General features: G+C 70.0%; 25 protein-coding genes. 13 read left to right on the top strand and 12 right to left on the bottom strand.

The features are described 5' to 3' along the window. From MUN33_RS00235 to MUN33_RS00220, 4 genes are all read left to right on the top strand, one after another. Nucleotides 1–435, top strand: coding sequence for a VOC family protein (locus MUN33_RS00235; RefSeq protein ID WP_244802903.1), 435 nt, complete (start codon nt 1–3; stop codon nt 433–435). Between the two features lie 63 nt (nt 436–498). Then, nucleotides 499–1,176, top strand: coding sequence for a response regulator transcription factor (locus MUN33_RS00230; RefSeq protein WP_244802902.1), 678 nt, complete (start codon nt 499–501; stop codon nt 1,174–1,176). Nucleotides 1,177–1,179: 3 nt separating this feature from the next. Continuing rightward, the gene (locus MUN33_RS00225) at nt 1,180–2,532 is read left to right on the top strand and encodes a sensor histidine kinase (RefSeq protein ID WP_244802901.1); all 1,353 of its coding nucleotides are present in this window, start codon (nt 1,180–1,182) and stop codon (nt 2,530–2,532) included. A 56-nt stretch (nt 2,533–2,588) separates the two neighbouring features. After that, on the top strand, nt 2,589–3,329 hold the full coding sequence (locus MUN33_RS00220) for a hypothetical protein (RefSeq protein WP_244802900.1): 741 nt from the start codon (nt 2,589–2,591) through the stop codon (nt 3,327–3,329). A 165-nt stretch (nt 3,330–3,494) separates the two neighbouring features. Here MUN33_RS00220 and glf read toward each other — a convergent pair whose 3' ends face one another. Further along, nucleotides 3,495–4,664, bottom strand: coding sequence for a UDP-galactopyranose mutase (gene glf / locus MUN33_RS00215; protein ID WP_244802899.1), 1,170 nt, complete (start codon nt 4,662–4,664; stop codon nt 3,495–3,497). A gap of 70 nt (nt 4,665–4,734) precedes the next feature. Between glf and MUN33_RS00210 the strand changes: the two genes are divergently transcribed. Beyond that, the gene (locus tag MUN33_RS00210; protein ID WP_244802898.1) at nt 4,735–5,772 is read left to right on the top strand and encodes a zinc-binding alcohol dehydrogenase family protein; all 1,038 of its coding nucleotides are present in this window, start codon (nt 4,735–4,737) and stop codon (nt 5,770–5,772) included. Nucleotides 5,773–5,927: 155 nt separating this feature from the next. Here MUN33_RS00210 and MUN33_RS00205 read toward each other — a convergent pair whose 3' ends face one another. Genes MUN33_RS00205 through serS form a run of 3 tightly spaced genes read right to left on the bottom strand, consistent with a single transcriptional unit; the run spans nt 5,928 to nt 9,049 of the window. Next, nucleotides 5,928–6,824 carry an HAD family hydrolase gene (locus MUN33_RS00205; protein ID WP_244802897.1) on the bottom strand — a complete coding sequence of 299 codons (897 nt, stop codon included), beginning with the start codon at nt 6,822–6,824 and terminating at the stop codon, nt 5,928–5,930. Then, complete coding sequence (locus MUN33_RS00200; protein ID WP_244802896.1) at nt 6,825–7,736, bottom strand: lysophospholipid acyltransferase family protein; 912 nt, start codon at nt 7,734–7,736, stop codon at nt 6,825–6,827. A gap of 44 nt (nt 7,737–7,780) precedes the next feature. Next, the gene (gene serS, locus MUN33_RS00195; RefSeq protein WP_244802895.1) at nt 7,781–9,049 is read right to left on the bottom strand and encodes a serine--tRNA ligase; all 1,269 of its coding nucleotides are present in this window, start codon (nt 9,047–9,049) and stop codon (nt 7,781–7,783) included. A 114-nt stretch (nt 9,050–9,163) separates the two neighbouring features. Between serS and MUN33_RS00190 the strand changes: the two genes are divergently transcribed. After that, nucleotides 9,164–10,246 carry a septum formation family protein gene (locus MUN33_RS00190; RefSeq protein WP_244802894.1) on the top strand — a complete coding sequence of 361 codons (1,083 nt, stop codon included), beginning with the start codon at nt 9,164–9,166 and terminating at the stop codon, nt 10,244–10,246. Then, the gene (locus tag MUN33_RS00185; protein WP_244802893.1) at nt 10,243–10,590 is read left to right on the top strand and encodes a metallopeptidase family protein; all 348 of its coding nucleotides are present in this window, start codon (nt 10,243–10,245) and stop codon (nt 10,588–10,590) included. The genes MUN33_RS00190 and MUN33_RS00185 overlap by 4 nt, the downstream gene beginning before the upstream one ends. 32 nt (nt 10,591–10,622) lie before the next feature. Here the strand turns inward: MUN33_RS00185 and MUN33_RS00180 are convergent, their stop codons facing one another. Together MUN33_RS00180 and pheA are read right to left on the bottom strand one after the other, a co-directional pair. Beyond that, nucleotides 10,623–11,534, bottom strand: a complete 912-nt coding sequence (locus MUN33_RS00180) for a histidine phosphatase family protein (RefSeq protein WP_244802892.1) — start codon at nt 11,532–11,534, stop codon at nt 10,623–10,625. Next, entirely contained in the window at nt 11,531–12,508 is a 978-nt protein-coding gene (gene pheA, locus MUN33_RS00175) for a prephenate dehydratase (protein WP_244802891.1), read from the bottom strand. The genes MUN33_RS00180 and pheA overlap by 4 nt, the downstream gene beginning before the upstream one ends. Nucleotides 12,509–12,544: 36 nt before the next feature. Here pheA and MUN33_RS00170 point away from each other — a divergent pair, with 36 nt between their 5' ends. Further along, on the top strand, nt 12,545–13,963 hold the full coding sequence (locus MUN33_RS00170; protein WP_244802890.1) for an amidase family protein: 1,419 nt from the start codon (nt 12,545–12,547) through the stop codon (nt 13,961–13,963). Continuing rightward, nucleotides 13,960–14,721 (top strand): CPBP family intramembrane glutamic endopeptidase, encoded by a 762-nt coding sequence (locus MUN33_RS00165; RefSeq protein WP_244802889.1) that lies wholly within the window; start codon nt 13,960–13,962, stop codon nt 14,719–14,721. Before MUN33_RS00170 ends, MUN33_RS00165 begins: the two co-directional genes overlap by 4 nt. A gap of 34 nt (nt 14,722–14,755) precedes the next feature. On the opposite strand, the gene MUN33_RS00160 is transcribed toward MUN33_RS00165, so the two are convergent. Continuing rightward, nucleotides 14,756–16,402, bottom strand: a complete 1,647-nt coding sequence (locus MUN33_RS00160; RefSeq protein WP_244802888.1) for an AMP-binding protein — start codon at nt 16,400–16,402, stop codon at nt 14,756–14,758. 453 nt (nt 16,403–16,855) lie between these two features. Here MUN33_RS00160 and MUN33_RS00155 point away from each other — a divergent pair, with 453 nt between their 5' ends. Beyond that, on the top strand, nt 16,856–17,722 hold the full coding sequence (locus tag MUN33_RS00155) for a GDSL-type esterase/lipase family protein (protein WP_244802887.1): 867 nt from the start codon (nt 16,856–16,858) through the stop codon (nt 17,720–17,722). A gap of 123 nt (nt 17,723–17,845) precedes the next feature. Here the strand turns inward: MUN33_RS00155 and MUN33_RS00150 are convergent, their stop codons facing one another. Beyond that, the gene (locus MUN33_RS00150; RefSeq protein WP_244802886.1) at nt 17,846–18,265 is read right to left on the bottom strand and encodes an SdpI family protein; all 420 of its coding nucleotides are present in this window, start codon (nt 18,263–18,265) and stop codon (nt 17,846–17,848) included. Nucleotides 18,266–18,320: 55 nt separating this feature from the next. Here MUN33_RS00150 and MUN33_RS00145 point away from each other — a divergent pair, with 55 nt between their 5' ends. Further along, nucleotides 18,321–19,634: an LCP family protein gene (locus MUN33_RS00145; protein ID WP_244802885.1), complete on the top strand. Its 1,314-nt coding sequence runs from the start codon at nt 18,321–18,323 to the stop codon at nt 19,632–19,634. 38 nt (nt 19,635–19,672) lie between these two features. On the opposite strand, the gene tpx is transcribed toward MUN33_RS00145, so the two are convergent. The 3 genes from tpx to MUN33_RS00130 are packed head-to-tail and all read right to left on the bottom strand — an operon-like array spanning nt 19,673 to nt 21,933. Next, the gene (gene tpx / locus MUN33_RS00140) at nt 19,673–20,170 is read right to left on the bottom strand and encodes a thiol peroxidase (protein ID WP_244802884.1); all 498 of its coding nucleotides are present in this window, start codon (nt 20,168–20,170) and stop codon (nt 19,673–19,675) included. Nucleotides 20,171–20,196: 26 nt separating this feature from the next. Continuing rightward, nucleotides 20,197–21,138 (bottom strand): DUF5926 family protein, encoded by a 942-nt coding sequence (locus MUN33_RS00135; RefSeq protein WP_244802883.1) that lies wholly within the window; start codon nt 21,136–21,138, stop codon nt 20,197–20,199. 30 nt (nt 21,139–21,168) lie between these two features. Beyond that, complete coding sequence (locus tag MUN33_RS00130; RefSeq protein ID WP_244802882.1) at nt 21,169–21,933, bottom strand: glycerophosphodiester phosphodiesterase; 765 nt, start codon at nt 21,931–21,933, stop codon at nt 21,169–21,171. 61 nt (nt 21,934–21,994) lie between these two features. Here MUN33_RS00130 and MUN33_RS00125 point away from each other — a divergent pair, with 61 nt between their 5' ends. Continuing rightward, nucleotides 21,995–22,939 (top strand): patatin-like phospholipase family protein, encoded by a 945-nt coding sequence (locus tag MUN33_RS00125; RefSeq protein WP_244802881.1) that lies wholly within the window; start codon nt 21,995–21,997, stop codon nt 22,937–22,939. A 12-nt stretch (nt 22,940–22,951) separates the two neighbouring features. On the opposite strand, the gene MUN33_RS00120 is transcribed toward MUN33_RS00125, so the two are convergent. Then, the gene (locus MUN33_RS00120; RefSeq protein ID WP_244802880.1) at nt 22,952–23,929 is read right to left on the bottom strand and encodes an L-lactate dehydrogenase; all 978 of its coding nucleotides are present in this window, start codon (nt 23,927–23,929) and stop codon (nt 22,952–22,954) included. A gap of 227 nt (nt 23,930–24,156) precedes the next feature. On the opposite strand from MUN33_RS00120, the gene MUN33_RS00115 reads away from it, so the two are divergent. Further along, nucleotides 24,157–24,759, top strand: a complete 603-nt coding sequence (locus MUN33_RS00115; RefSeq protein ID WP_244802870.1) for a superoxide dismutase — start codon at nt 24,157–24,159, stop codon at nt 24,757–24,759. Nucleotides 24,760–24,761 lie beyond the last annotated feature (2 nt).

Here is a 24,761-nt window from a genome sequence, read left to right as displayed (position 1 = left end):
ATGTCCACCTGGCTCAACCCCTACCTCAAGTTCCGTGACACCGCCGCCGACGCCCTGGAGTTCTACGCCGGGGTCTTCGGCGGGAAGGCGGACATCCTCACATTCGGTCAGGCCGGTGCGGCCGACACCCCCGAGCGTGAGCCGCTGGTGATGCACGGCCACCTGGAGACCCCCGACGGGTGGACCTTCATGGCCTGCGACACCGCCGACACCGACCCGCGCGAATTCGACGCGCCCCCGGTCGACCTCTGCATCGGCGGGGACGCCGACGAGTACGACAAGGTCGCCGGCTGGTTCGCCGCCCTCTCCGACGGCGGCACCGTCTTCCTCCCCCTGGAGAAGCAGATGTGGGGCGACTACTTCGGGCAGCTCCGGGACAGGTTCGGCGTCTCCTGGATGGTCAACGTCGCCGCCGGGGAGCAGCAGGGACAGTAACCCGGACCGCCTACCCACCAGCCTTCAGCAACGGTTCAGCCTGCCCGTGGGACACTGGAGACCATGCGGATTCTGCTGGTGGATGACGAGAAGCGGCTCGCCGACGGTGTACGTCGCGGCCTGGAGGCCGAGGGCATGGTCGTCGACGTCGCCCACGACGGCGCCACCGGGCTGGACATGGCGTCCGACGCCGACTACGACGTCATCGTCCTCGACGTGATGATGCCCCGCATGAACGGCTACCGCGTCTGCCAGTCCCTCCGCGCCGACGGCGACCACACCCCAATCCTGTTCCTCACCGCGAAGGACGGGGAATGGGACGAGGTGGAGGGCCTCGACACCGGCGGCGACGACTGGCTGACCAAACCCTTCTCCTTCCCCGTCCTCATCGCCCGCGTCCGCGCGCTCGCCCGGCGCGGCGGACGCGAACGCCCCGCCGTCCTGCAGGCCGGCGACCTCACCCTCGACCCTGCCGCCCGGCAGGTGTTCCGCGGCGACGACGAGATCACGCTCACCGCCCGCGAGATGGCGGTGCTGGACTTCCTGCTGCGCCGCCGCGGCGAGGTCGTGACCCGGCGGGAGATCCTCGCCAACGTGTGGGGTGACTCCTTCACCGGCGACGCCAACATCGTCGAGGTCTACGTGGGGCACCTGCGCGCCAAAGTCGACCGTCCGTTCGGGCGCCAGGCCATCGAGACGGTCCGCGGCGTGGGCTACCGGCTGTCCGGGACCGGTGGCTGAGCCGTGGGCCGACCACGATTCCGACGCCGCGCGTCCCGCTCTATCCGCGCCCGCGTCACCGCCGGGGCGACGGCCTTCGTCACGCTCGTCCTCGTCGTCAGCGCCGTGGTCGCCGTCCTGGTCCTCGGCCGGGTACTCACCGCCTCCGTCGGGGAGTCGGTGGACCAGGACCTCGAGTCCCTGACCTCCCAGATCGACGAGAACCCGTCACGGGCGGTGGGCGTGGTCGCCGCCATCGACGACGACCAGCTGGTTCGCTGGGAGAGCCACGCCACCGGTGCAGGCACGGTGGTCAACGACGACGAGGCCCACCTCCTCCCCACCCCCGGTGACGCAGGTCAGCGCGTGACCGTGGACGGCGAGCCCTACCTGGTGATGTCGGAGACCACCGACACCGGCACCCTCACCGTCGCCCGGACCACGGAACACGTCGACGAGACCGTCGGCGCCGCGACCGTCCTGCTGGCCGTCGCCGTGCCACTGGTGGTCGTGCTGGTGGGCGCCGTGGTGTGGATCGTCACCGGCCGTGCGCTGCGTCCGGTCGAGCGACTGCGCCGCCAGGTCGACAGCATCACCGCCGAGGAACTGTCCCGCCGCGTCGACGCCGGCGACGACGAACTCGGGGCACTCGCCGCGACCATGAACCGCATGCTCGGACGCCTCGAACACTCCCAGGCGGTGCAGCGCAGGTTCGTCAGCGACGCCTCCCACGAACTCCGCTCACCACTGGCGACGATGCGCCAGCACGCCGAACTCGGCGCGTCCTACCCCGACGCCACCTCCCTGGGAGAGCTCAGCGAGGTCGTCATCGACGAAGGCGAACGGATGCAGAACCTCGTCGACGGGCTCCTGCTGCTCGCCCGCCTCGACGAGAACCACAGACCCCCGACGGAACCGGTGGACCTCGACGACGTGCTGCTGGCGGAGGCGGACCGGGTGGCACGGGTCAGCGGACACACCGTGGACATCTCCGGTGTCGGGGCCGCCCAGGTGACGGGCAGCCCCCGCCTGCTCGGCCGGGCGGTGCGCAACCTCGTCGACAACGCCGCACGGCACGCGGAATCCCGCATCGTCCTGACCCTGCGGACCGACGACAGCGCCGACCCAGTGGTCGTGCTGAGCGTCGCCGACGACGGCACAGGCGTCCCCGCGCCGGACCGGGACCGCGTCTTCGACAGGTTCACCCGGCTGGACGAGGGACGGGCCCGCGACGCCGGCGGGAGCGGACTCGGACTCGCCATCGTCAAGGAAGTCGTCGAAGCACACCACGGACACGTCACCGTCGAGGCAAGCCCGGACGAGCCGACCCGCGGCGGCGCCCTGTTCACGGTCGTCCTCCCCGCCGACGGTTCCTGAAGAACCGTTCAGCCCGCTTCAGGGAGGGTTCAGTACCTGTCGGACATAGTGAGGGCATGACATCGAACAACGCACCCCAGAACCAGCCCAACGAACCAACCACCCAGGCAATACCTGCGGCGACTCCTGAGGCAGCTCCTCAGGCAAAGCCCCGCAAGAAGCGCAAGGGCCTCCTGGTCGGCGCCGGCGCAGTCGCCGCCCTGCTGATCGCCGGAGGAATCGGCTACGGCATCTCCGACGCCGACGACGACACCGAGGAGGTCCGCACCGTCTCCGCCGCCGAGAACCGCGGCAACGACAGCGACGACTGTGACGACCGTGACGGGCGTGATGACCGCGATGACCGCGGTGCCGGCGACAGCCGCGATACCGCGGGGTCGGACGTCGCGTCGTACCGGGACGCCGCCGAACAGGCGATCGCCGAGGCCGGCGGACGCGGGGCCAGCTCAGTCAGCCTCGAAGGCAACGGCCACGAGGTCGACGTCGAACTGGATGACGGCGGGTCAGCCGAGGTCCACGTCTCCACCGACGGTGCCATGCGCATCGAGACCGAAGGCCCCGACCGCTTCGACCAGGACGACCCGACCCTCGACCTGGCGGCCCTGGACAAGATCTTCGACGCGGCACTGGCGGCGTCCGGCGAGGCCGGTGTCCGTGACGGGGTCGTGGACTCCGTCTCCGCCTCCGACGACCGTGGCGTGACCTACGAGGTCAGCGTCCGGGGCACCGACGGCCACGAGTTCGACGTGGACCTGGCCGAGGACCTCTCCGTGGTGTCCACCGACATCGACGACTGACGGCCGGGGAGCCTCCCCTTCGCTCCCGTCCCCCTTTCCCCCGGATGTCGAATGATCGCCCTCCCAGGTAGGTCACAGGCCGAAAAGCCTGCCTGGGAGGGCGATCATTCGACATCTCGTGACCGACATCTGCATCTGCCACCGGTGACCGCCACCGGCGGGCGGCTACAGCAGCGGGGCGACCTTGTTGTCGTACATGCTCAGCGCCGCGCCGATGGCCATGTGCATGTCCAGGTACTGGTAGGTCCCCAGGCGTCCGCCGAAGAACACCTTGTTGTCCGTGGTCTCCGCCTCGGCCAGCTCGCGGTAGCGCAGCAGCTTCTCGCGGTCCTCGGGGGTGTTGATCGGGTAGTACGGCTCGTCCCCGCCCTCGGCGAAGCGGCTGAACTCCTTCATGATCACGGTCTTGTCGCCGGGGTAGTTCTTCCGCTCCGGGTGGAAGTGCCGGAACTCGTGGATGCGGGTGTAGGGGACGTCCGCGTCGTTGTAGTTCATCACCGGGGTGCCCTGGAAGTCGCCGGTGTCGAGCACCTCGGTCTCGAAGTCGAGGGTGCGCCAGCCCAGCCGGCCCTCGGAGTAGCCGAAGTACAGGTCCAGCGGGCCGGTGTAGACGACCGGGGCGTCCGGGTTCGCCGCGCGCAGCTCGTCACGGACGTCGAACCAGTCGGTGTCGAGCCGCACCTCGATGTTGGCGTTCTTCGCCATGTTCTCCAGCCACGCGGTGTAGCCCTCCACCGGGAGACCCTCGTAGGTGTCGTTGAAGTAGCGGTTGTTGAAGGTGTAGCGCACCGGCAGACGCGAGATGTTCGCCGCCGGCAGATCCTTGGGGTCGGTCTGCCACTGCTTGGCGGTGTAGTCGCGGACGAAGGCCTCGTAGAGCGGGCGGCCGATCAGCGAGATGCCCTTCTCCTCGAGGTTCGTGGCGTCCTCCGGGTTCAGCCCGTCGGTCTGCTCCTTGATCAGTTCACGGGCCTCGTCGGGGCTGTAGTACTTCCCGAAGAACTGGTTGATCAGGCCCAGGCCCATGGGGAACTGGTAGGCGGTGCCGTCGTGCATGGCGAACACGCGGTGCTGGTAGTCAGTGAAGTCGGTGAACTGGTTGACGTAGTCCCAGACCTTCTTGTTGGAGGTGTGGAACAGGTGCGCCCCGTACTTGTGGATCTCGATGCCCGTCTCCGGCTCGGCCTCGGAGTAGGCGTTGCCGCCGATGTGGCTGCGACGCTCGACGACGAGAACCCTCTTGTCCAACTGGCTGGCGGCGCGCTCCGCGACCGTCAGCCCGAAGAACCCGCTTCCGACGACGATCAGGTCATATTCACTGTTCCGGTCACTCATGGTCAGTAACGATACAGGCCGTGGCCTGGCCGGGTGCGGCGCCATGCCGGTGGCTCTACTATGGAGCGCCATGAGTTCCCGTGCAATCGAGCTGCCCACGACCATGCCGGCCGTCGCGGTCACCGGCGAGTTTCCCGTGGACGACCCGCGGTGTCTGACCGACGTGGTCGTCCCTCTTCCCGAGATCGGCCCGCGTGACCTCCTGGTCGAGATCCAGGCGGTGTCGGTGAACCCGATCGACACGAAGATGCGCCGCCGGGCCGGCGAGGCGCTCGCGCGGGGCGAACAGCCGATCCTCGGCTACGACGCGGCCGGCGTCGTCCGCAAGGTCGGTGAGGACGTCGGACGGTTCAGCGTCGGCGACCGGGTGTTCTACGCCGGCAGCCAGCTGCGCGACGGCACCAACGCACGTTTCCACGCCGTCGATGAGCGCATCGTCGGCCACCGCCCCACGACGTGCTCGGCGACCGAGGCCGCCTCCCTCCCCCTGACCGCGCTGACCGCCTGGGAGGCCCTGTTCGAGCGGCTGGGCGCGTCGATCGACTCGAACGGTTCCCTGCTGGTCCTCGGCGGGGCCGGCGGTGTCCCCAGCGTGATGATCCAGCTGGCGCGGGCGCTCACCGGCCTGACGGTGATCGCCACGGCCTCCCGTGAGGAGTCGCGCGACTGGGTCGTCGAGATGGGTGCGCACGAGGTCGTCGACCACCGCCGGAACCTGGCGTCGCAGGTCCTCGACCTCGAGCCGGACGGCATCGACCTGGTCTTCACGTCGAACTCCTCCGGTCACGCCGAGGAGCTGGCGGAGATCATGACGCCGCAGTCCCGCCTGTGCCTGATCGACGACCCGGAGGACTTCCAGATCGCGCCGTTCAAGCGGAAGTCCATCTCGATCCACTGGGAGTCGATGTTCACCCGTACCGCCTTCGACACCGACGACGTCGACGAGCAGGGTGTGATCCTCGACCGTGTCGCCGGGATGGTCGACGACGGCCGCCTGATCCCCACCGTCGGTGAGACGATGATCGGGATGAACGCCGCCACGCTGGCCGAGGCGCACAGCGAGATCCAGCGCGGGCATGTCACCGGCAAGATCGTGGTCCGGATCTAGACTGCGCGCGCCGCGGAGGTTGGCCGCACGACTCACACTTGTACAAGTTAAAGTCACACTTTTACAAGTGTAAGTTGCACACCTGCAGCGCTATCTCAAGTGGCACAAACTGTAGAACATGGTCCGCACACCGCACGCGGTGACGGCGGTCCCCCTCAGAACCACTGCTCCAGCACCTCGGCGACACCGTCCTCGTCGTTCGACGAGGTGCGGTGGTCGGCGACGGCGAGTACCTCGTCGACGGCATTGCCCATGGCCACGCCCATCCCCGCCCACCGCAGCATCGCCAGGTCATTGGGCATGTCCCCGAACGCCACGACGTGGGCCGGGTCGAGTTGCGGCACCGCCCGCGCCCCCGTGCCTGCCGCGCGGCCGTCCCCCAGCGCGTGTGCGACCCCGGACAGCTTCGAGACCCCGGGCACGTTGATCTCCAGCAGACCACCGCTGAACGACCACGTCACGTGCGCCACCTGCGGGTCGACGACCGGGTTGACCAGGTCGAACAGGTCCGCGCTCCCCATGCTCGCGTGACGCACCAGCAGCTTCACCGCGGGGACGGAGCACAGGTCGGCCAGGGGCTCCACCGAGTGTTCCTCGGTGTCCCAGGCGTGCGGGTACTCCGGCTGCACCGCGAAGAGTTCCTCGGCCCGGTCGAAGGCACTGCGCCCCGCGCGTTCCACGGCGAAGGTCACCGGGGGCAGGCCGCGCTCGGCGAGCCACGGGCCCGTCGTCTCCGCGATCGTCGCGGTGACGCCGGCCAGCACGTCCGCCGGGAGTTCCGCGGCGTAGGTGATCCGGTCGGTGGCGGAGTCGTAGACGACGGCACCGTTGGCGCACACGCACATGGGCCGCAGGCCCAGCTGTTCGATCACCGGCAGCATCCACCGTGCGGGGCGTCCCGAGGCCGGGATGAACGTGACCCCCGCCGCCACCAGGCGGTTGATCACCGCGCAGGCCCTCGGCGACACCCGCTCCGCGGACGTGACGAGTGTGCCGTCGAGGTCACTGACGACCACGGTCGGAGCGCCCGGCGCCACCGGTGCGGAGGTCACCTAGCGTCCCAGCTTCCCACGCAGACGCCCCAGCACGGACTTCTTCTTCTCCGGCGTCACACCCGCCGCCTTCTCCGCGTCCCGACGGATCCGCTCCTCCTTGCGCTTCGCCGCGTCCAGGCGGTCCTTCTCCGTGGCCTCCTCCAGAGACGGGGCGGAGCCGCCGAGCGAGGCCGGCATCCAGTACTCACCGTCGGGGAACGGGCCGAACGCCTCGGCGTAGCGGGCCCGGGACGTGTCGAGGATCCCGACCATCGACGCGTGCAGGCGGTCGGTCACCTCCCTCGGGGACCCGTCGAGGTCCACCGGCTCACCGACGCTGATGATCAACGAGGCGTTCTTCGGCCGCCAGATCGGCTTGCGGCCCTTGGTCCAGATACGCTGCGACCCCCACAGCACCACCGGGATCAGGGGCACGCCCGCGTCCTGCGCGATGCGCGCCGCGCCGTCCTTGAACTCCTTGATCTCGAACGACCGGGAGATCGTGGCCTCGGGGAAGATGCCGATCAGGTCGCCGCCGGCGGCCCGGCGCGTCGCCTCACGGACGGACCCGGCACCGTCGGCCCGGTCGACCGGGATGTGGTGGCAGCCCGACATCGCGGGACCGGCGACCGGGTTGTCCCAGATCTCCTTCTTCGCCATGAACCGCACCAGGCGTCCGCCGTTCACCGCGGAGGGGATCCCGCCGAACACGAAGTCCCAGTACCCGGTGTGGTTCACCGCGAGCACGGCCCCGCCCTCGGTGGGGATGCGTTCCGGGTGATGGATCTCGACCTTCAGCCGCTGGACGTGGCGCATCCAGAACTTGGCGAAGGGGATGATGATCCGCCCGTAGAAGGGCTCCTTCGATTCCGGGTGTGCGGGTGTGGTCGGCACACCGGTGGGGATCTCGAAGCCTCTGGGAATCCACATGCCGTGTCACTTCTCCTCGTTGTGTCGCGCGGTCACTGCTGGGTTCACTTCGGGGTCAGGACGTCCTTCCCCACGAACGGTCGCAGCGCCTCCGGCACGACAACGGAACCGTCGGCCTGCTGGTTGTTCTCCAGGATCGCGACGAGCCACCGGGTGGTGGCGAGGGTGCCGTTGAGGGTGGCGGCCGTCTGCGCCCGGCCATCCCCATCACGGTAGCGGGTCTTGAGCCGCCGTGCCTGGAAAGTGGTGCAGTTCGAGGTGGAGGTCAGCTCACGGTAGGTCTCCTGGGTGGGGACCCAGGCCTCCGTGTCGAACTTGCGGGCGGCCGAGGAGCCGAGGTCGCCGCCGGCCACGTCGATGACGCGGTAGGGCACCTGGACGGCGGCGAGCATGTCCTTCTCCATCGCCAGGAGTTCCTGGTGCTGCTGCTCGGCGTCCTCCGGGCGGCAGTAGACGAACATCTCGACCTTGTCGAACTGGTGGACCCGCAGGATACCGCGGGTGTCCTTGCCGTAGGAGCCGGCCTCGCGGCGGAAGCAGGACGACCAGCCCGCGTACCGCACCGGACCGTCGGACAGGTCGATGATCTCGTCCTTGTGGTAGCCGGCCAGGGCGACCTCGCTGGTGCCGACCAGGAACATGTCGTCGGCCTCGAGGCGGTAGATCTCGTCGGCGTGGGCGCCCAGGAAGCCGGTGCCCGCCATGATCTCCGGACGCACCAGCACCGGCGGGATCATCAGCTGGAAACCGTGGTCGCGCGCCTTCTGCGCCGCCAGCTGCAGCATCCCCAGCTGGAGCAGCGCCCCGTCGCCGGTGAGGAAGTAGAACCGGGCGCCGGAGACCTTCGCACCGCGTTCCATGTCGATCAGGCCGAGGGACTCGCCGAGTTCCAGGTGGTCCTTCGGGGTGAAGTCGAACTCGCGGGGTTCGCCGACGTGCTCGAGCACGACGAAGTCGTCCTCCCCGCCGGCCGGGGCGCCGCTGACGACGTTCGACAGCGCCATCTGCAGGTCCTGCACGTCCGCCTCCGCGGCCGACTGCGCCTCGTCGAGCTCCTTCACCGCGGCGGACCGTTCCTTGCCCTCGGCACGCATCTTCTCGCGCTCCTCGTCGGAGGCGTCCTTCATGGCCTTGCCCATGGACTTCGAGAAGGCCTTCTGCTCGGCACGGGCCGTGTCGGCGGCGGCGATGGCCTCGCGACGCCGCTCGTCCGCCTCCAGGAGCCGGTCGACGAGCGCCGGGTCCTCGCCACGGGTGCGTTGGGATTCACGGACGACGTCGGGGTTCTCCCGCAGGAACTTGAGATCAATCATGCCCAGTAGTTTAGCTACAGTGGTCTGCACAGTGTGCAGCCAGTGCACGGCGCTGCCCGAGATTTCCCGTGATGTTTTCCAGTGATGTCCGGTTCCCGTGAGAGAATGCGTGTTATGCCGTCCAGCACCCCGTCATCCGCCACCGACCGTCCTGCCGACGCACGTTCCCGCAGGGGACGCCGCAGGACGGTCACCGTGCTGCTCACGGCCGCCCTCGCCGGCGGTGTGGGTGCCGGTACGTACGAGTACTTCGCGCCGCAGGGGGCGTCCGTCGTCGCCCAGCGTGGGGCGGACCGTACCGAGGAGGCGCCGGAGCTGGTCACCTTCACCGACGCCGACACCGCCGACTGCGTGAACTGGTCGCAGGACGGCGACATCGCCACCGACTTCGCCGTCGTGGACTGCGCCACCCCGCACCGCTTCGAGGTCGCCACCCGGGAGGACCTGTCCCAGTACCCGACCAGCGAGTTCGGGCCGGAGGCCCCGCAGCCGGACCTGGAGCGCCAGGGGAAACTGACCTCCGAGCTGTGTGAGGGACCTACCCGCACCTACCTGGACGGGCGTCTCGACCCGCAGGGCCGGTACTCCATCGTCCCGATCCTGCCGCCGGAGGCCGCGTGGGACGGCGGCGACCGCACGATGCTGTGCGGGGTCGCCGTGCCTGACGCGGACGGGGTGTACGCCGAGACGACGGGACGCGCCGCCGAGACGGACCAGTCCCCCGCCGAACCGCCGGAGACGTGCATGCGCGCCCGTGGGGACGAGGTGGACGTCGCCGACTGCACCCAGCCCTACTCCTGGCAGGTGACGTCCGTGGAGAACCTGGGCGACACCTTCACCGGGGCGTGGCCCACCATCGAGGAGCAGAACGACCACCTCGACGCGGTGTGCACCGCCGCCGCCATCGCGTTCCTCGGCGGCGGGGACGACGAGAACCTTTACCAGTCGACGTTGACGCCGTTCTGGACCACGCTGCCGCAGGAGTCCTGGAACGCCGGCTCACGGACCGTCAACTGTGCACTGACCAAGGCCCGGGACGGTGGCGGCTTCGCCGACCTGCAGGGCGATGTCCGTGGCGAGTTCACCATCGACGGCAACCCGCCGAAGGAGCAGCCGGAACGGAACCCACGCCGCGACGAGGCGAGCCGCACCGGGGGCTCCGGGGACTCCGGCGGCACCGCCGGTGAGGCGCCGTGATCGAGGTCAGCGACGACGACTTCGAGGACCTGGTCGACCGCGGGCTCCGGCTGATCCCGCGTCAACTGCTCGACGCCCTGGACAACGTCGCCATCGTGGTCGAGGACCACAACGAGGACGACCCGTCGATCCTCGGGCTCTACCACGGCGTGGCGCTGACCGAACGCTCCGTGGAGTGGCCCACGTTCCTCCCCGACAAGATCAGCATCTACAAGGACGCCCTCTGCCGGTACTGCTCCAGCCACGAACAGCTCGTCGATGAGGTGGCGGTCACCGTGGTCCACGAGATCGGGCACCATTTCGGTATCGACGACGAGCGTCTGCACGAACTCGGCTGGGGTTAGGCCTGGGGTTAGGCCCGGGGTCAGCCCTGGGGTCAGCCCGCCCGGGGCGGCTCCCCGGCCCCCGCCCAGTCGGTGACCTTCCATCCCCCGGCGAGGGCGTCGCCGAGGTCCTGCGGCGCCACGGCCCCGCCCAGGTCCGGGACCTCCAGGTCGACCCGCTGGGTGTTCGGCAGCAGGGTCCGCACCGCGAACTCGGGGTCGACCCGCCCCAGGTAGGCGGCGACCAGTCGGATCACCGCCCCGTGGCTGACCACCGCCAGGTCGGCCCCGGCACCCTGCGCGGCGGCCAGCACCGGCAGCAGGGTGCCCAGGAACCGTCCGACGACGTCATGCCCGGTCGAGGCGCCGGGCACGGGCACGTCCATGGAGCCGCCCAACCATTCGGCGAAGGTGCGGTGGTAGTGGTAGTGCGACTCCGGGTCCGTGCGCATCTCGTACCGTCCGGCGGGGATCTCGGAGATCCCCGGCACCGCACCCGGCATGACCAGGGGCAGGAAACCCGCGGCAGACCCGACCGGGGACGTGCCGGTGGTTCCGCGGCCTGCCGGTGGCCGGGTGTCGCCGCCGCCGAGTGCCGCCGGCGCCTCCGCCGAGGGCGCCTGGTCCGGACCGATCTCCGCGTCCCCGGCCCCGTCGGTGACCTCGAGTGCGGCGAGCCGCGCGACGGAGTCGGCGAAGGTGCTGCCCGGCGCGGTGTGCTCCAGCCGCAGGCCTCGTCCGGTTCCGCCGAGGACGATGCCGGCGGCGGTCTGCCGGGCACGCAACGCCTGCGACGACACCATCGCCAACGGTGTGTCCGGCCCGTCGCCGGCGAGCCGTTCGCCGGCGGCACGGGCCTGTGACCAGCCAAGGTCGGTCAGCGCGGCGCCCGGCAGGCTGGTGTCCAGGGCATGGCGGACGTTCGACGTGGTCTGGCCGTGGCGGATCAGCAGCAGTCTGGTCACGGCCGGTCACCGTCCCCAGCCTTGTCCCCAGCCTTGTCGCCGGCCCGGCCCAGGCCCTGGACCCAGTCCCATGACGCGGCGTAGTCGGGCGGCACCGAGCCGTCCGGACCGTCCTCGCCACCGACCCAGCCCTCCTGCGGCCAGGAGCCGAGGAACCGGATGCGGTCGCAGTAGCGGTGCAGCCCGGCCAGGGCCTCGGCCACCGCACAGTCCTCGAGGTGTCCGACGAGTTCCACGTGGAAGTCGTAGGTGCCCGCCTTCTCGCGGGTCGGCCGGGACTCTATCCGTGACATGTCGACCCGACGGGTCGCCAGTTCCATCAGGGCCATCACCAGTGAGGCAGGCACGTTCGGCACCTGCAGCACGATGGCGGTACGGTCGTGGCCCGTCCGCGGCGTCGGCTCCTGCGGCAGCCCCACCAGGACGAAGCGCGTGCGCGCGCCGGCGATGTCCGCGACCCCCTCGGCGAGGGACTCCAGCCCGTGGATGTCGCCGGCACGTGCCGGTGCGGCCGCGGCGTCGGCCTCCCCGGCGGCGACGGCCGCGGCGGCGGCACCGTTGGAGCTGGCGGGGATGAACTCCGCATGGGGCAGGTGCTCGGCGGCCCACCGCCGTACCTGGGCGCGGGCGACCGGGTGGGTGGTGAACGTCCGGACGTCCTCCAGCCGCGTCCCCGGACGGACAAGGACGGAGAAGACGACGGAGACGTCGTGCTCACGCAGGATCTGCACCGGGGCGCCGTCGGCCAGGGAGTCGAAGGTCTGTGTGACCGGCCCGTCCACGCTGCTCTCCAGGGCGACGACGGCGCGGTCCACCGTCCCCGCCCGGACGAGGTCCAGGGCCTCCGCCGGGGACGTCACCGGACGGTGGGTGACATCCGCCGGCAGGTGGCCGGCGGCCGTCATGTCCAGGACGGCCTGTTCGGTGAAGGTTCCACGCGGGCCGAGGTAGGCCACCGTCTCGATGTCACTCATGACACCAATCTACCGGGCGCCGGTAGTGTGTCCGACATGAATCCCCCACCGTCCGCCGGCGGCACCGAGGCCGCGGCACTGCGTCTGGAGCGGCTGTGCGCACGCACCGGACTGTCCCCCGCCCAGCTCGGGGTGGTCAGGATCTACGACCGTGCCCACGAGGACCCCCGGGAGTTCGGCCCGCTGCGTGGCCTCGACGTCCTGGTCAAGGACCTCAACCGCGTCGCCGGCGAGGTGACGACCTTCGGCTCCGTGGGGCACGACGTCGTCGCCGACGCCCACGACACCGCCGTGCTGCGACTGCTGGAGGAGGGTGCCCGCCTCGTCGGCACCAGTGTGACCGCCGAGTTCGGGGCGACGGTCTACACCGAACCTGCCTACGGCCCCGGGCCGGTGAACCCGGTCGACCGGCGGATGACCACCGGCGGGTCCTCGTCCGGTGCGGCGGTAGCGGTGGCCCGTGGCGTGGTCGACGTCGCCCACGCCAGCGACGGTGGCGGGTCGATCCGGGTGCCGGCCGCGGCGGTGGGGCTGCCCGGGCTGAAGCCCGCGCACACCGTGGTCGGCGGCGGACTGCCCGACCCGGCGGCGCAGGGGGTCATCGCCCGCGACCTCGACCTCACCGCCCGCGCCCTCGGGCTTCCCCGGTCGAGCGCCCCGACACGCCCGCTGCGGGTCGGGCACACCAACCGTCCGTTCCACACCACCACCGCCGTGGACCCGACGGTGGCCAACGCCACCGCGGCCGCCGCGTCACTGCTGGTCACCCACCCGGCCGTCAGCGGAGTGCGCCCCGTGGCCGCCCCGTACCCGGTGGAGCACTTCGGTGTCTTCTCCCGCATCATGGCGGCACGGTGCCGGGACCTCCCCGACCCCGCCACACCGATGCCGCGGTGGTTGCGGCAGCGGGGACGGGAGCTGACCGGCGCGGAGGTCACCGCCGCCGCCGAGGCGGTGGCGGTGTTGCCGGAGCAGGTGCTCGCCGCGTGGGACCGTGTCCCGGACGGTGCGGACAGCCCGTCTGATCCCGTGGATGTCGTCGTCACACCGATGCTGGCGTGTGCGCCGCCGCATATCGGGGCGTTCTCCGCGCGTTCCGCCCCGGACGCCGGTGGTGACCCCGCCGAGGACTTCCACGCGCAGACGGCATGGACGCCCTGGGCGACGCTCTGGAACCTCACCGGGTGGGCGGCCCTCTCGGTACCGCTGGTGACCCCCGACGCCGCGCCCGGACGGTGGCCGGTCTCCGTCCATCTCGGGGCGGTCTCCGACCGGGTCTCCCCCGCCGAGCTCCTGGACCTGGCACGCCACCTGCAGCGGAGCATCGCCGGGATGGTGGACGCCGACACCTCGGTCCTCGACGCCGTCACCGTGGACGGCCCCGGCGACCTCGACGCCGTGCTCGGCGAAAGTACAGGGGCCAGCTCGGGGGCCAGCTCAGGGGCACGGCGGTGAACCGTGCGGACCAGCGGGCAATCCGGTGGGAACTCCTCATCGTCCTCGCCGTCACCTTCGGCGCCTCGGGGGTGCGTGCGACGCTCCGGCTGCTGGAGGCGGCCACCCTGCCGGAGGACCTCAACAAGCAGACCACCACCCTCAACGCCCGCCAGTCCACACTGACCTGGCTTGACCCGGCGTTCCAGCTGATCTCCACCGGTGTGCTCGTCGCGTGGGGCGGGCTGGCGCTGTTCCTGCTGCTACGGCATGTGCCGCCTGCGCTGGCGGGACGGCCCGGCGCGTCCGGGGTGCACCTGCGCCCCCGGTGGCGCGACATCGCCCCCGGCGCGGGCCTGGCTGCGCTGATCGGTGTCCCGGGCCTGGCGTTCTACGTCGGCTCGGTGCAGCTGGGGTTGTCCCGGGAGGTCATCCCCACCGGGCTGGACCGCAGTGTCCAGGACCTGGTGCTGCTGGTGCTGAACTCGTGGGCGAACGGCGTCGCCGAGGAGCTGCTGGTGGTGGCGTGGCTATGCTGCCGGCTGCGCCAGCTCCGGCTGCCGTGGATGTGGGTGTTCCTGGCGTCGGCGGTGCTGCGCGGCAGCTACCACCTCTACCAGGGCTACTCGGCGGGCCTGGGGAACATGGTGATGGGCCTGGTGTTCGTGTGGTTCTTCTACCGCACCGGCCGGGTGTGGCCACTGGTCGTCGCGCACGGGCTGATCGACACCGTGGCGTTCGTGGGCTACCAGGTGCTGGGGTCGACGCCGGGCCTGTGACGTGCACCGCTGGCCCGGCATCCACGCATTCCGGTCAGCCGAAGGCCTCGAGCTCGCGCTTGACGACCTTGCCGATCGGGTTACGAGGCAACGGCCGGTCCATCAACACCACGTCACGGGGCACGGCCGGGGCCATGAAGTTGTCCCGGACGTGGTCACGGACAGCGTCCTCGGTCAGCTCAGCGGAACCGTCGGTGACGACGTAGGCCTTGACCCGCTGGAACTTCTCGTCGTCCTCCACACCCACACAGTAGGACTCCGCCACACCGTCGAGCCGGTCGATGATGTCGGACACCGACGTCGGCCAGATGTTCTCGCCGCCGACGATGATCATGTCGTTGTTACGGCCCAGCACCCGCAACCGACCGGACTGCGGGTCGATGACACCCTTGTCACCGAGGTCCAGCATGCCGTCGCGGTAGTCGGGCTTGTCGCGGTTGCCGAGGTAGCCCTTCATCGACATGGCGTTGTGCGCGTGGATGATACCGACCTCGCCGGCGGGGACCTGCTTACCGGTATCGGGGTCGAGCAGCTCCAGGCGGCCGTTCCAGACCTGGTGGCCGGCGGTGGTCGGGTCCTCGACGAGGTCCTGCGGGGTGGCGTAGGCCACGAGCAGGCCCTCGGTGGAGCCGTACCCGCTCGACACGATGTTGCCGTAGCGCTCCTGCAGGCCGCGGACGAGGTCCTCGCTCATGGCGTTGCCGGCGTTGAGGATCCATGTCATCGACGACAGGTCGTAGGAGCCGTCGTCCACGGCAAGGACGTCCTTGAGGAAGACCGCGGAGCTGAGCATGCCGGTGCACTCGTAGTCCTGCACCTGCTGGAGCACCACCTCAGGCTTGAACACACGCTGGGTGACCAGGGTGCATCCGGCGGTGATCGCCAGCACGGCCGCGCCCCAGCCGAGCACGTGGAAGAGGCTGGCGGTGAGCTGGAGCCGGTCGCCGGCCTTGACCTCGAGCCCCTTGAGCACCGGGCCGAGGACGCCGACGGGGAAGCTCGGCTCGGTGTGCTGCACGGCCTTCGGCGTACCGCTGGTACCCGAGGACATGAGGATGACGCCGCCCTGGGTGGGGCGGGACGGGAAGGCGTCGTTGTACGGTCCGGGGCTCGTCCAGAACTCCCCGATGGTCGGGTAGTCGATGTCGGTCCGGTAGCCCTCGGCGACGTCCGCGTGGATGAGGGTGGCGCCGAAGTCGCTGAGGTCCTCGGGGAACCGGTCGTCGAACTCGGAGTCGAAGAAGATGGCGTCGAGCTGGTGCTCCTTGACGATCTCGGCGATCTGGTTCTTGCTGGCCCCGACGTTCAGCAGGAAGACGGTGTAGCCGAGGTAGCCCTTGGCGGCCAGGGGGAGCAGGAACCCGCGTCCGTTACGCGCCATGATCCCGACGCGACTGTCCGAGGTGATGCCGTGGCTGGCGAGGGCGTGGGCGGTGAGCCTGGAGTAGTTGGCGAGCTCCTGGTAGGTCAGCTCACCGTCGTCGTCGACGAGCGCCAGCCGGGAGGGGAAGCGGGCGGTGGTCCCCTCGAGAAGGCCCGCGAGGCTGGTCCCGTAACGCCCCAGTGCCTTCGCCACCCCCAGACCGCCGGCGGGGGTCGACCCCTTGAGGAATCCGGTGTCTACGAAGGCCTTGGCCCCTTTCACGGCGCCTTTGAGGTCATAGGACAGCTGTTCGAACACTGTCGCTCCTTTTCTGGGGTTGTCGTTCATCGGGCTCGGTGTGCACAGTAGGTCCGGAAGACACGGTGAGCACGGCAGGCACGGCGCGTCGACGGCCGTGGTCGCTCTCCGCGTCCCCCGGGGAAACATACGCGTGGCGTGGCGTGACCCCTGACGAGGGGGTGCCGCGCCGCACGCGGGGTCGGCAAACTACTTTCGTCCACCATACCGGCGACAACCCCTCCGGCGTTACCCGGTGACACCCGGCGACCCCGGGACCGGGTGCACCACACGAAGAAACATGCGCCTCATCTGCCACTTCAGCCACAGGGGTTACATTTTCGGGGATTAGTGGATAAAGTCACGGTAATGTAACGTCGTTGCCCCCGGGAACGGTAAAGCAGACCGGATCCGTCCACGGCATGTCGGGGACACGCCGGGACACATGACACCTTCAGGAGAGGAACCTCAGAAATGAGCGCACGACACCGCACGGCATCGCGGGCAGGCCGCCGCATCGCCGGACTCGCAGCCGCCGCCGTGGCCACCGTCGCCGCCCTGTCCGGGACGCTGCTCTCCGCCCCGGAGAGCCAGGCGGCCCCCGGCAACACCGTCGTCCTCGGCGACTCCATCGTCGCCAACCCGGACATCTACAACTACCTCGCCGGCAAGGGTCTGCCGCTGCCCGACCCGATCCTGAGTGGTTCCGGCTGCGGTACGGACAACCGCTTCGCCAACTCCTACGCACAGGCGTCCGGCCAGCATGTCGACAACTACTCCTGCGCCGGCGGCTCCTACCGCACCGGCGGCATGCACGTCTCCGAGCAGGCCGACCGCGCCAACCGTGGCGGTGCCCTGAACGCAGGCACCCGCGAGGTCGTCATCTGGGCGGGCGCGAACGACACCTACCCCTACGTCCTGGGTGAGAAGATGCCGGTCCCGCAGATCGAGCGCCAGCTGCGCGACTCGGTGAACCGCACCGTCACCAAGGTCAAGCAGCACGCCCCGAACGCCACCGTGAAGGTCCTGGGCTTCCCGCACATCACCAACGGCGCCGGCCAGGTCTGCCCGATCAACCTGATCCCCAACGTGCAGGTCCCCAGCGCGCTGATCCAGATCTCCGACATCGAGTGGGGCCTGGAGCGCGCCCTGCGCAGCGGCGCCACCAGCGCCGGTGCACAGTTCGTCGACCTCAAGGGCCCGAGCCGTGGCCACGAGATGTGCTCGAACGACCGGTGGGTCGTCGGCCTGATCGACACCACCTCCGAGCGACGTAACCTCCCGCTGCACATGACCGACACCGGTCTGCGCGCCATGGGCCGCGCCGCAGCCAACGCCTGACACGTCCCCGGTGTCCCCCGGCCGGGGCCCGACAGTCCGTCACGGACCGTCGGGCCCCGGCTTTTCGCGTACCCGGCGCCGGCAATCAGCAGCCGGGGTACGGCTCTACCGGCTCTACCGGTTCTACCGCCTACGCTTCTTCTTCCGCTTCTGCGCCGCCGACTCAGCAGCCTCAGCAGCCGCAGCGGCCCGGGCCGCCCGGTTGGCGGTACCGACGACGGGGATGATGCTGACGAGGACGATCACGAAGGGGACGACCCCCAGCGCGGTCACCCATGCGCCCTCGAAGATGAACGAGAGGATGATGATCACCGCCGCCAGGACGGAGACCCCGAGGGTCACCGTCCGCGCCACCGGGGCGGCGGCCTCGTGGCCCGCCGCCCAGGCGCCGTCACTGGCTTTCGTGGCCCGGGTGCGGATCCCCACGGCCCCCGATCGTGGCAGGTCACCTCGGGCAGCGGCCTTCGTCACCTGCGAGAACACCATGGACAGGACGACTGCCATGACCGCCGGGAACGCCACCGCCATCAATGCATCACTCATGTGCAGCATCCTACGGGACTCCGTTTTCCAGCCGCCCAACCCGTAGTATGTCCCCATGTCACCTACCCCTCCCGAGAACAGCGGCCGTCCCCGAGACTCCGTCGCGCGCGACAGGAACGGGCGGCCGATCCTCGACCGCTACGGACGCCCCGTACCCCGTCGCCCCTCGGACGGCCCGTCGGCGCGCCCCTCGGGCGCCGTCCCGCCCGAGGACGCGACCCGGGTCTACGGCGGAGGACGCGGCGGTGAACGCGGGGCCGAACCCCGGCACCGCGCGGAGCCGCGGAACCAGGGCGAGCCGCCGCAGTACCGTCGACAGCCGGAACAGCCGCCCCGGCAGGCCCCGTACCAGCCTGTCCAGCAGCACCAGCAGTACCGGCAGCCGCCACAGCAACCGGAGCAGCCACAGCAGCCCTCCGGTCCGCCGCCCCGGTCACGGCGGCCACGGACACGTCGGCGGATCCGTCCGTTGCGGGTGCTCGGCGTGCTCCTCCTGGTGGTGCTCCTCGTCGTCGGCGGTACCGCGTGGTGGGTCGACTCGAACCTCAACCGTGTCGACGCGCTCGCCGGCTACGACGGGCGGATCGGCAACACCTCAGGGACGAACTGGCTGCTGGTAGGGTCGGACTCGCGGGACGGCATGAGCGCCGAGGACGGTGAGCGCTACGCGGCCGGCGACCTCTCCGAGGGTGGGGCACGCACGGACACGATCATCGTGGTCCACGTCCCGACGTTCGGCGGGAAACCGACCATGGTCTCCATCCCGCGCGACTCCTACGTGTCGATCCCGGGCTACGGCGAGGGCAAGATCAACTCCGCCTTCGCCTTCGGCGGCCCGCAGCTGCTGCAGCAGACCGTCGAGGGCGCCACCGGACTGCGCATGGACCACTACATGGAGATCGGCTTCGGCGGGTTCGGCAAGATCGTCGACGCCGTCGGCGGGGTGGAACTGTGCCCGGACGAACCCATCGACGACCCGATGGCCGGCCTGAATATCGAGGCCGGCTGCCAGGAGATGGACGGGCCGACCGCACTGGGCTACGTGCGCACCCGCTACACCTCCGCGAACGGTGACCTGGACCGGGTGGAACGTCAACGTGAGTTCCTCGGCGCGGTGGTGTCGAAGGTGGGGTCCCTCGGCACACTGGTCAACCCGTTCCGGGTCTTCCCCCTGGTCAACGCCTTCTCCGACGCGCTGACGGTGGACGAGGGCGACCACGTGTGGCACCTCGCCAGGCTCGCGCTCGGCATGGTCCGCGGCGCGGACCAGCAGACCGTGCCGGTGGGCGGTTTCGCCGACACCGACGCCGGCAGCGTGGTGCTGTGGGACGACGCCGCCGCCGAGGACCTGTTCAGCGGGCTACGCTGAGCACGTCGGACCCGGCGGCGGGCGCGATGGGGGGACGGTCAGTTCAGGACGGCGAGGGCGGCGTCGTAGTCGGGCTCGGTGGTGATCTCCGGGACGAGCTGCGAGTGCAGGACGGTGCCGTCGGTGTCGAGGACGACCACCGCGCGGCCCAGCAGGCCGGCGAGCGGGGAGTCGGTGAGCGTGACCCCGAAGTCCTCACCGAAGGACGAGCGGAAGGCCGAGGTGGCCTCGACGTTCTCGATGCCCTCGGCGGCACAGAAGCGGCCCAGGGCGAACGGGAGGTCCTTCGAGACGGACACGACGGCGGTGTTCTCCAGGCCGGCGGCGCGCGCGTTGAACTCGCGCTCCGAGGCGGCGCAGACGCCGGTGTCCACCGAGGGGAAGATGTTCAGCACCACGCGCCGGCCGCGGAGCGAGTCGCCGTTGACGTCCTTGAGCGCCGCGGAGACGGTGGTGAAGTTCGGCGCCTTGTCGCCCACGGCGGGCAGGTCACCGACGGTGTGTGCAGGATTTCCTTGGAATGCGGTATCAGCCATGCCCCCATGGTGGCACAGATCGGCCGTCAGCGGATCGTGACCTCACGGGCGATGATCGTCTGACGGGACTTCTGCTCCTCGGCGGTGAGCGCGCCGCCGTCGGCGATCCCGGCCAGGGCGTCGGAGATCCGGGCGTCGAGCTCCTGCAACGGCGCGGCGAACTCACTGGCGTCGACGGTGTTGTCCAGGTCGAACACCGGCACGAGGATGCCGTGGGTACGGAAGACACCGGCGAAACGGGTGTCCTCGCCGAGGTTCAGCTGACCGGCGGCATGCACGCGGGCCAGGGCGGGGAGCAGCTGCGCCTCCGTCTCCGGACGGACCCAGCGGATGTGCGCCTTCTCGCCCGGGTCAATCCACCATGCGGACCCGGTGATCTCCGCGTCCACCCGGACGCTCGGCAGCACCGACGCGTTGGCCTGGTCGAGCGACGCGACGACCTGCGGGTTGGTCCGCTGGTCCTCGGTGAGCCACCAGTTGAAGTCCCTGCACACCTCGATCTCCGGCTCCTGCGCCGCGACCAGCAGCGACGACAGCGCCGGCTCGGTCCCGTCGGCCACGGCGACGTCCAGGCTGCTGCCCGGCTCGGCGGTCCGGGCCCACTCCAGGGCGAAGGCCAGGTCGCGGTTCGGGTTGTCGCCACGGTGCTGGGTCTGCAGGGCGACCAGTGCCTCGCCGCCCTCGTCCTCGGCACGGACCAGCGCGGCAGCCGCCCCGGGCAGGACCGTGCAGACCTTCACCGTGCGGGTGAACCCGGCGTCCTGCTCCGTCTCCGCGGTGAAGTAGGCGGACGGGACGAACTCCTGCAGCGCGATGAGGTCGGTCTCGGCGGCGAACCCGTCGTAGGGGCGCGGGTCGCGTTCCAGCGCGGCACGCTCCGCGGCGCGCTTGGCGAGCTTCGCCTGGCGACGGCTCATGCCCTCGGGCAGGTCGTCCTGGTTCTGGTTCTTCCTGTTCTTCTTAGCCACGGCCCACAGTCTAGCGGTCGGGGCCATCGTTCAGGGGAGCCCCACCGCGTCCCCGACCACCCGCCGGGCCCGGTCCGGGTAGTCCGTGGCGACCCACCGGACACCGTGGCGCCGCAGCCACAGCAGGTCGTCGTCCCGGTTGGCGGTGAACACGTAGGTCCGGTCGCCGGCGCCGACGACGTCCTGGGGCGCCTCCCTCGCCCGGTGCACCGACAGCCCCTGGGACGGGGCGACGCCCGCGGGTTCCCACCGTTTGAGCAGGCGCCACAGGAGGTACTCCTTGTGCAGGTGGATGCGGTGGATACCGGGGTTCAGCGCGGCGAAGCGGGCCAGCGAACCGTGGTCGAAGGAGATCAGGTGCACCCGGTCGGCCAGCTCACCGTCGGCCATCCCCGCCGCGTGCAGCTCCCGGTTCATCGCCGCCTCCAGGCGCCCGTCCCGCTCCCGCACACTGCCCAGCCGCTTGGTCTCCACGAAGAGCTCCGGACGGTACTCCCCCGAGCCTGCGTCCCGGATGAACTCCAGCAGTTCGCGCAACGTGAGGATCCGTTGGGGACGCCCGGCGGTGCCGACGTTGAACTCCCACAGCTGTGCCAGCGGCATGTCCGCCACGGCCCCGGTGCCGTCGGAGGTGCGGTCGACCGTGGCGTCGTGGATGACGACCGGGACCCCGTCCGCGGTGAGCCGGATGTCGCACTCGACCCCGTCCGCCCCGAGTTCGACGGCGTGTTCGTAGGCGTCGAGGGTCAGTTCGGGCCGGTATCCGCTCGCCCCGCGGTGCGCGATGATCTTCACACACCCATTGTTACCCGATCCCCGCCATGGCGACGGCGGCCGCACTGTACTATCGGTGCCCGTGGAAGATTTTCCGGCAGGTGCCCGACCCCCACTGGTGGGGGGCACGGGACGGGGCGTCCCGAGTAGACCGGTCAGCGACACGGCACTGGTGTTCGAGGGTGGGGCGATGCGGGCCGCCTTCTCGTCCGCGATGGTGCAGGCCCTGCTCGAGGAGGGGATCCAGTTCGACTGGACCTACGGCAACTCGGCGTCGGCCGTGCACGTCGCCACCTACCTGTCGCACGACACCCGACTGGCGCGCGACTACTTCACCGTGTTCCCCGGCGACCCGCTGTTCGGCGGGATCCGGCCGTTCCTGCGCGGTGACGGGTTCTTCAACGCCCGCTACATCTTCGGCCCCGACGCCCAGGTCGAGGACCGCAGCATGGTGCCGGACTGGGACGCGATCACCGCCAGCCCGGGCAACTTCCGGATCTCCGGTTTCAACGGACGCACCGGCGAGACCGTGCACTGGGCCCGGGAGGACATGCACGGACTGGACGATTTCCTGCGCCACGCGCGCGCCTCGGCGTCGCTGCCGATCGTCATGCCGCCGACGAAGATCGGCACCGAGGTCTACTTCGACGGTGCCTTCGGGTCCACCGGGGGCATCCCCGTGGACTCCGCCATCGAGATGGAGGGGTTCGACCGCTTCCTGGTGGTGATGACGCGCACCCGCTCCTACCGCAAGAGCGCCTCGAAGTTCACCTGGTTCGTCAAGCGGGCGTTCCCCCAGTACCCGGCGCTGGCGCAGTCCATGCTGGACCGGCACGCCCGCTACAACCGGACCCGCGACTGGATCTTCGAGCAGGAGCGGCGCGGCAAGGCGTACATCTTCGCCCCGCACCGCATGCCCCTGGGCAACGGCACCCGCAAGCTCAACGAGCTCGCGGAGACCTACGAGGCGGGCCTGGCGCAGGCCCGCGAGGAGATGCCGCTGATCCGTCGTTTCCTGCGGGTCTGAGGCGGCGCACGGCTACTCCCCGCCCCGGAGGTCGAACACCCCGGCGTCGTCCATGACCTGCTGCAGGGTGTCGGCGGAGGTGTCGAACTGCTCCTGTTCGATGTCGTCCAGGCCGAGCTCGATGACCTCCCGGACACCCCGGCTGTTGACCACCGCGGGCGTCCCGATGTAGATCGCCGGCGCGTCGTCCCGCCCGTACTCGCCGTCGACCAGCGCCGACACCGGCAGGACGACATCCTCGTTACGCAGGACGGCGCGGGTGATCCTGGCCAGGCCGACACCGATACCGAAACTCGTGGAGCCCTTGGCGTTGATGATCTCGTAGGCCGCGTCGCGGGTACGCCGGAAGATCTCGCCGACGCTGTCCCCGCCGTCCGGCGACTGCGCCAGCCGGACGGGCAACGGCACCCCGGCCACCGTGCCCGCGGAGAGGACCGGCAGCTCGGTGTCACCGTGCTCACCGATGACATAGGCGTGGACGGAGGTCGGTGCGACCTGGAAGTACTCCCCCAGCGCGGAGCGGAACCGGGCCGTGTCGAGGATCGTCCCCGAACCGATGACCTGGTTCGACGGGACTCCGGCGATCCTCCAGGTGGCGTAGGAGAGGATGTCGACCGGGTTGGTGGCCACCAGGTAGACGCCGTCGAAGCCGGAGTCCCGGACCCGGCCCACGATGTCGCGGAAGATGGACACGTTCTTGTCCACCAGGTCCAGGCGGGTCTCCCCGGGTTTCTGTGCCGCCCCGGCGCAGATGCACACCACGGCCGCGTCGGCGCAGTCGGTGTAGTCACCCTGGGTGACCCGCGTGCCGTAGCCGGACCACGGCACCGCGTGGTTGAGGTCCTGGACATGACCCCAGGTCTTCCGTTCGTCGACGTCGATGACGACCAGGTGGTCGCAGAGCCCCTGGTTCACGAGTGCGTAGGCGTAGGCGACGCCCACGTCGCCCGCCCCGATCAGAACGATTCTCGTACCTGTGCTGGTTCTCACGGCTGCTCCTGCGGGGGTAGGTCGGCGGGCCAGTGCCACGGTGGATTGAATCCCAGCGTACGCCGGGAACGGGATCACCGCAGGTGGGATACCCCGGAACCGTCGGGCCATAATGTTCTTGTAATTGAACTTCAGTATTCAATGTGTAAATCATTGCGAGCGGCACGGAAACTGACCAGACTGGTGGACGGAAATAAACGGTTACCCTGAACGAAAGGATCGAGAACATGGCTGTGTACGAGCTTCCCGACCTCCCCTACGACTACGACGCCCTCGAGCCGCACATCTCCGCCGAGATCATGCAGCTGCACCACGACAAGCACCACGCCACCTACGTCGCCGGCGCCAACACCGCCCTCGACGCCCTGGAGAAGGCCCGCGAAGACGGCACCAACCCCGACCAGATCCGCGCCCTGTCGAAGAACCTCGCGTTCAACCTCGGCGGCCACACCAACCACTCCATCTTCTGGAAGAACCTCTCCCCCAACGGCGGCGGCGAGCCCACCGGCGAACTCGCCGAGGCCATCGACCGCGACTTCGGCTCCTTCGACAAGTTCAAGGACCACTTCTCCTCGGCAGCCCTGGGCCTCTACGGCTCCGGCTGGGCCGTGCTGGGCTACGACCACATCGCCGGCCGCCTGGTCGTCGAGCAGCTCACCGACCAGCAGGGCAACATCTCGGTCAACCTCACCCCGCTGCTGATGCTCGACATGTGGGAGCACGCCTTCTACCTGCAGTACAAGAACGTCAAGGCCGACTACGTCAAGGCCGTGTGGAACGTGTTCAACTGGGACGACGTCGCCGAGCGCTTCGCCGCCGCCAAGGCCTGACC

It is taken from the genome of Corynebacterium kalidii (genome assembly GCF_022869005.1).
GTDB lineage: Bacteria > Actinomycetota > Actinomycetes > Mycobacteriales > Mycobacteriaceae > Corynebacterium > Corynebacterium kalidii.
The sequence above is the reverse complement of the archived record's forward strand: the minus strand, read 5'-3'. Positions and strand labels throughout refer to the sequence as shown.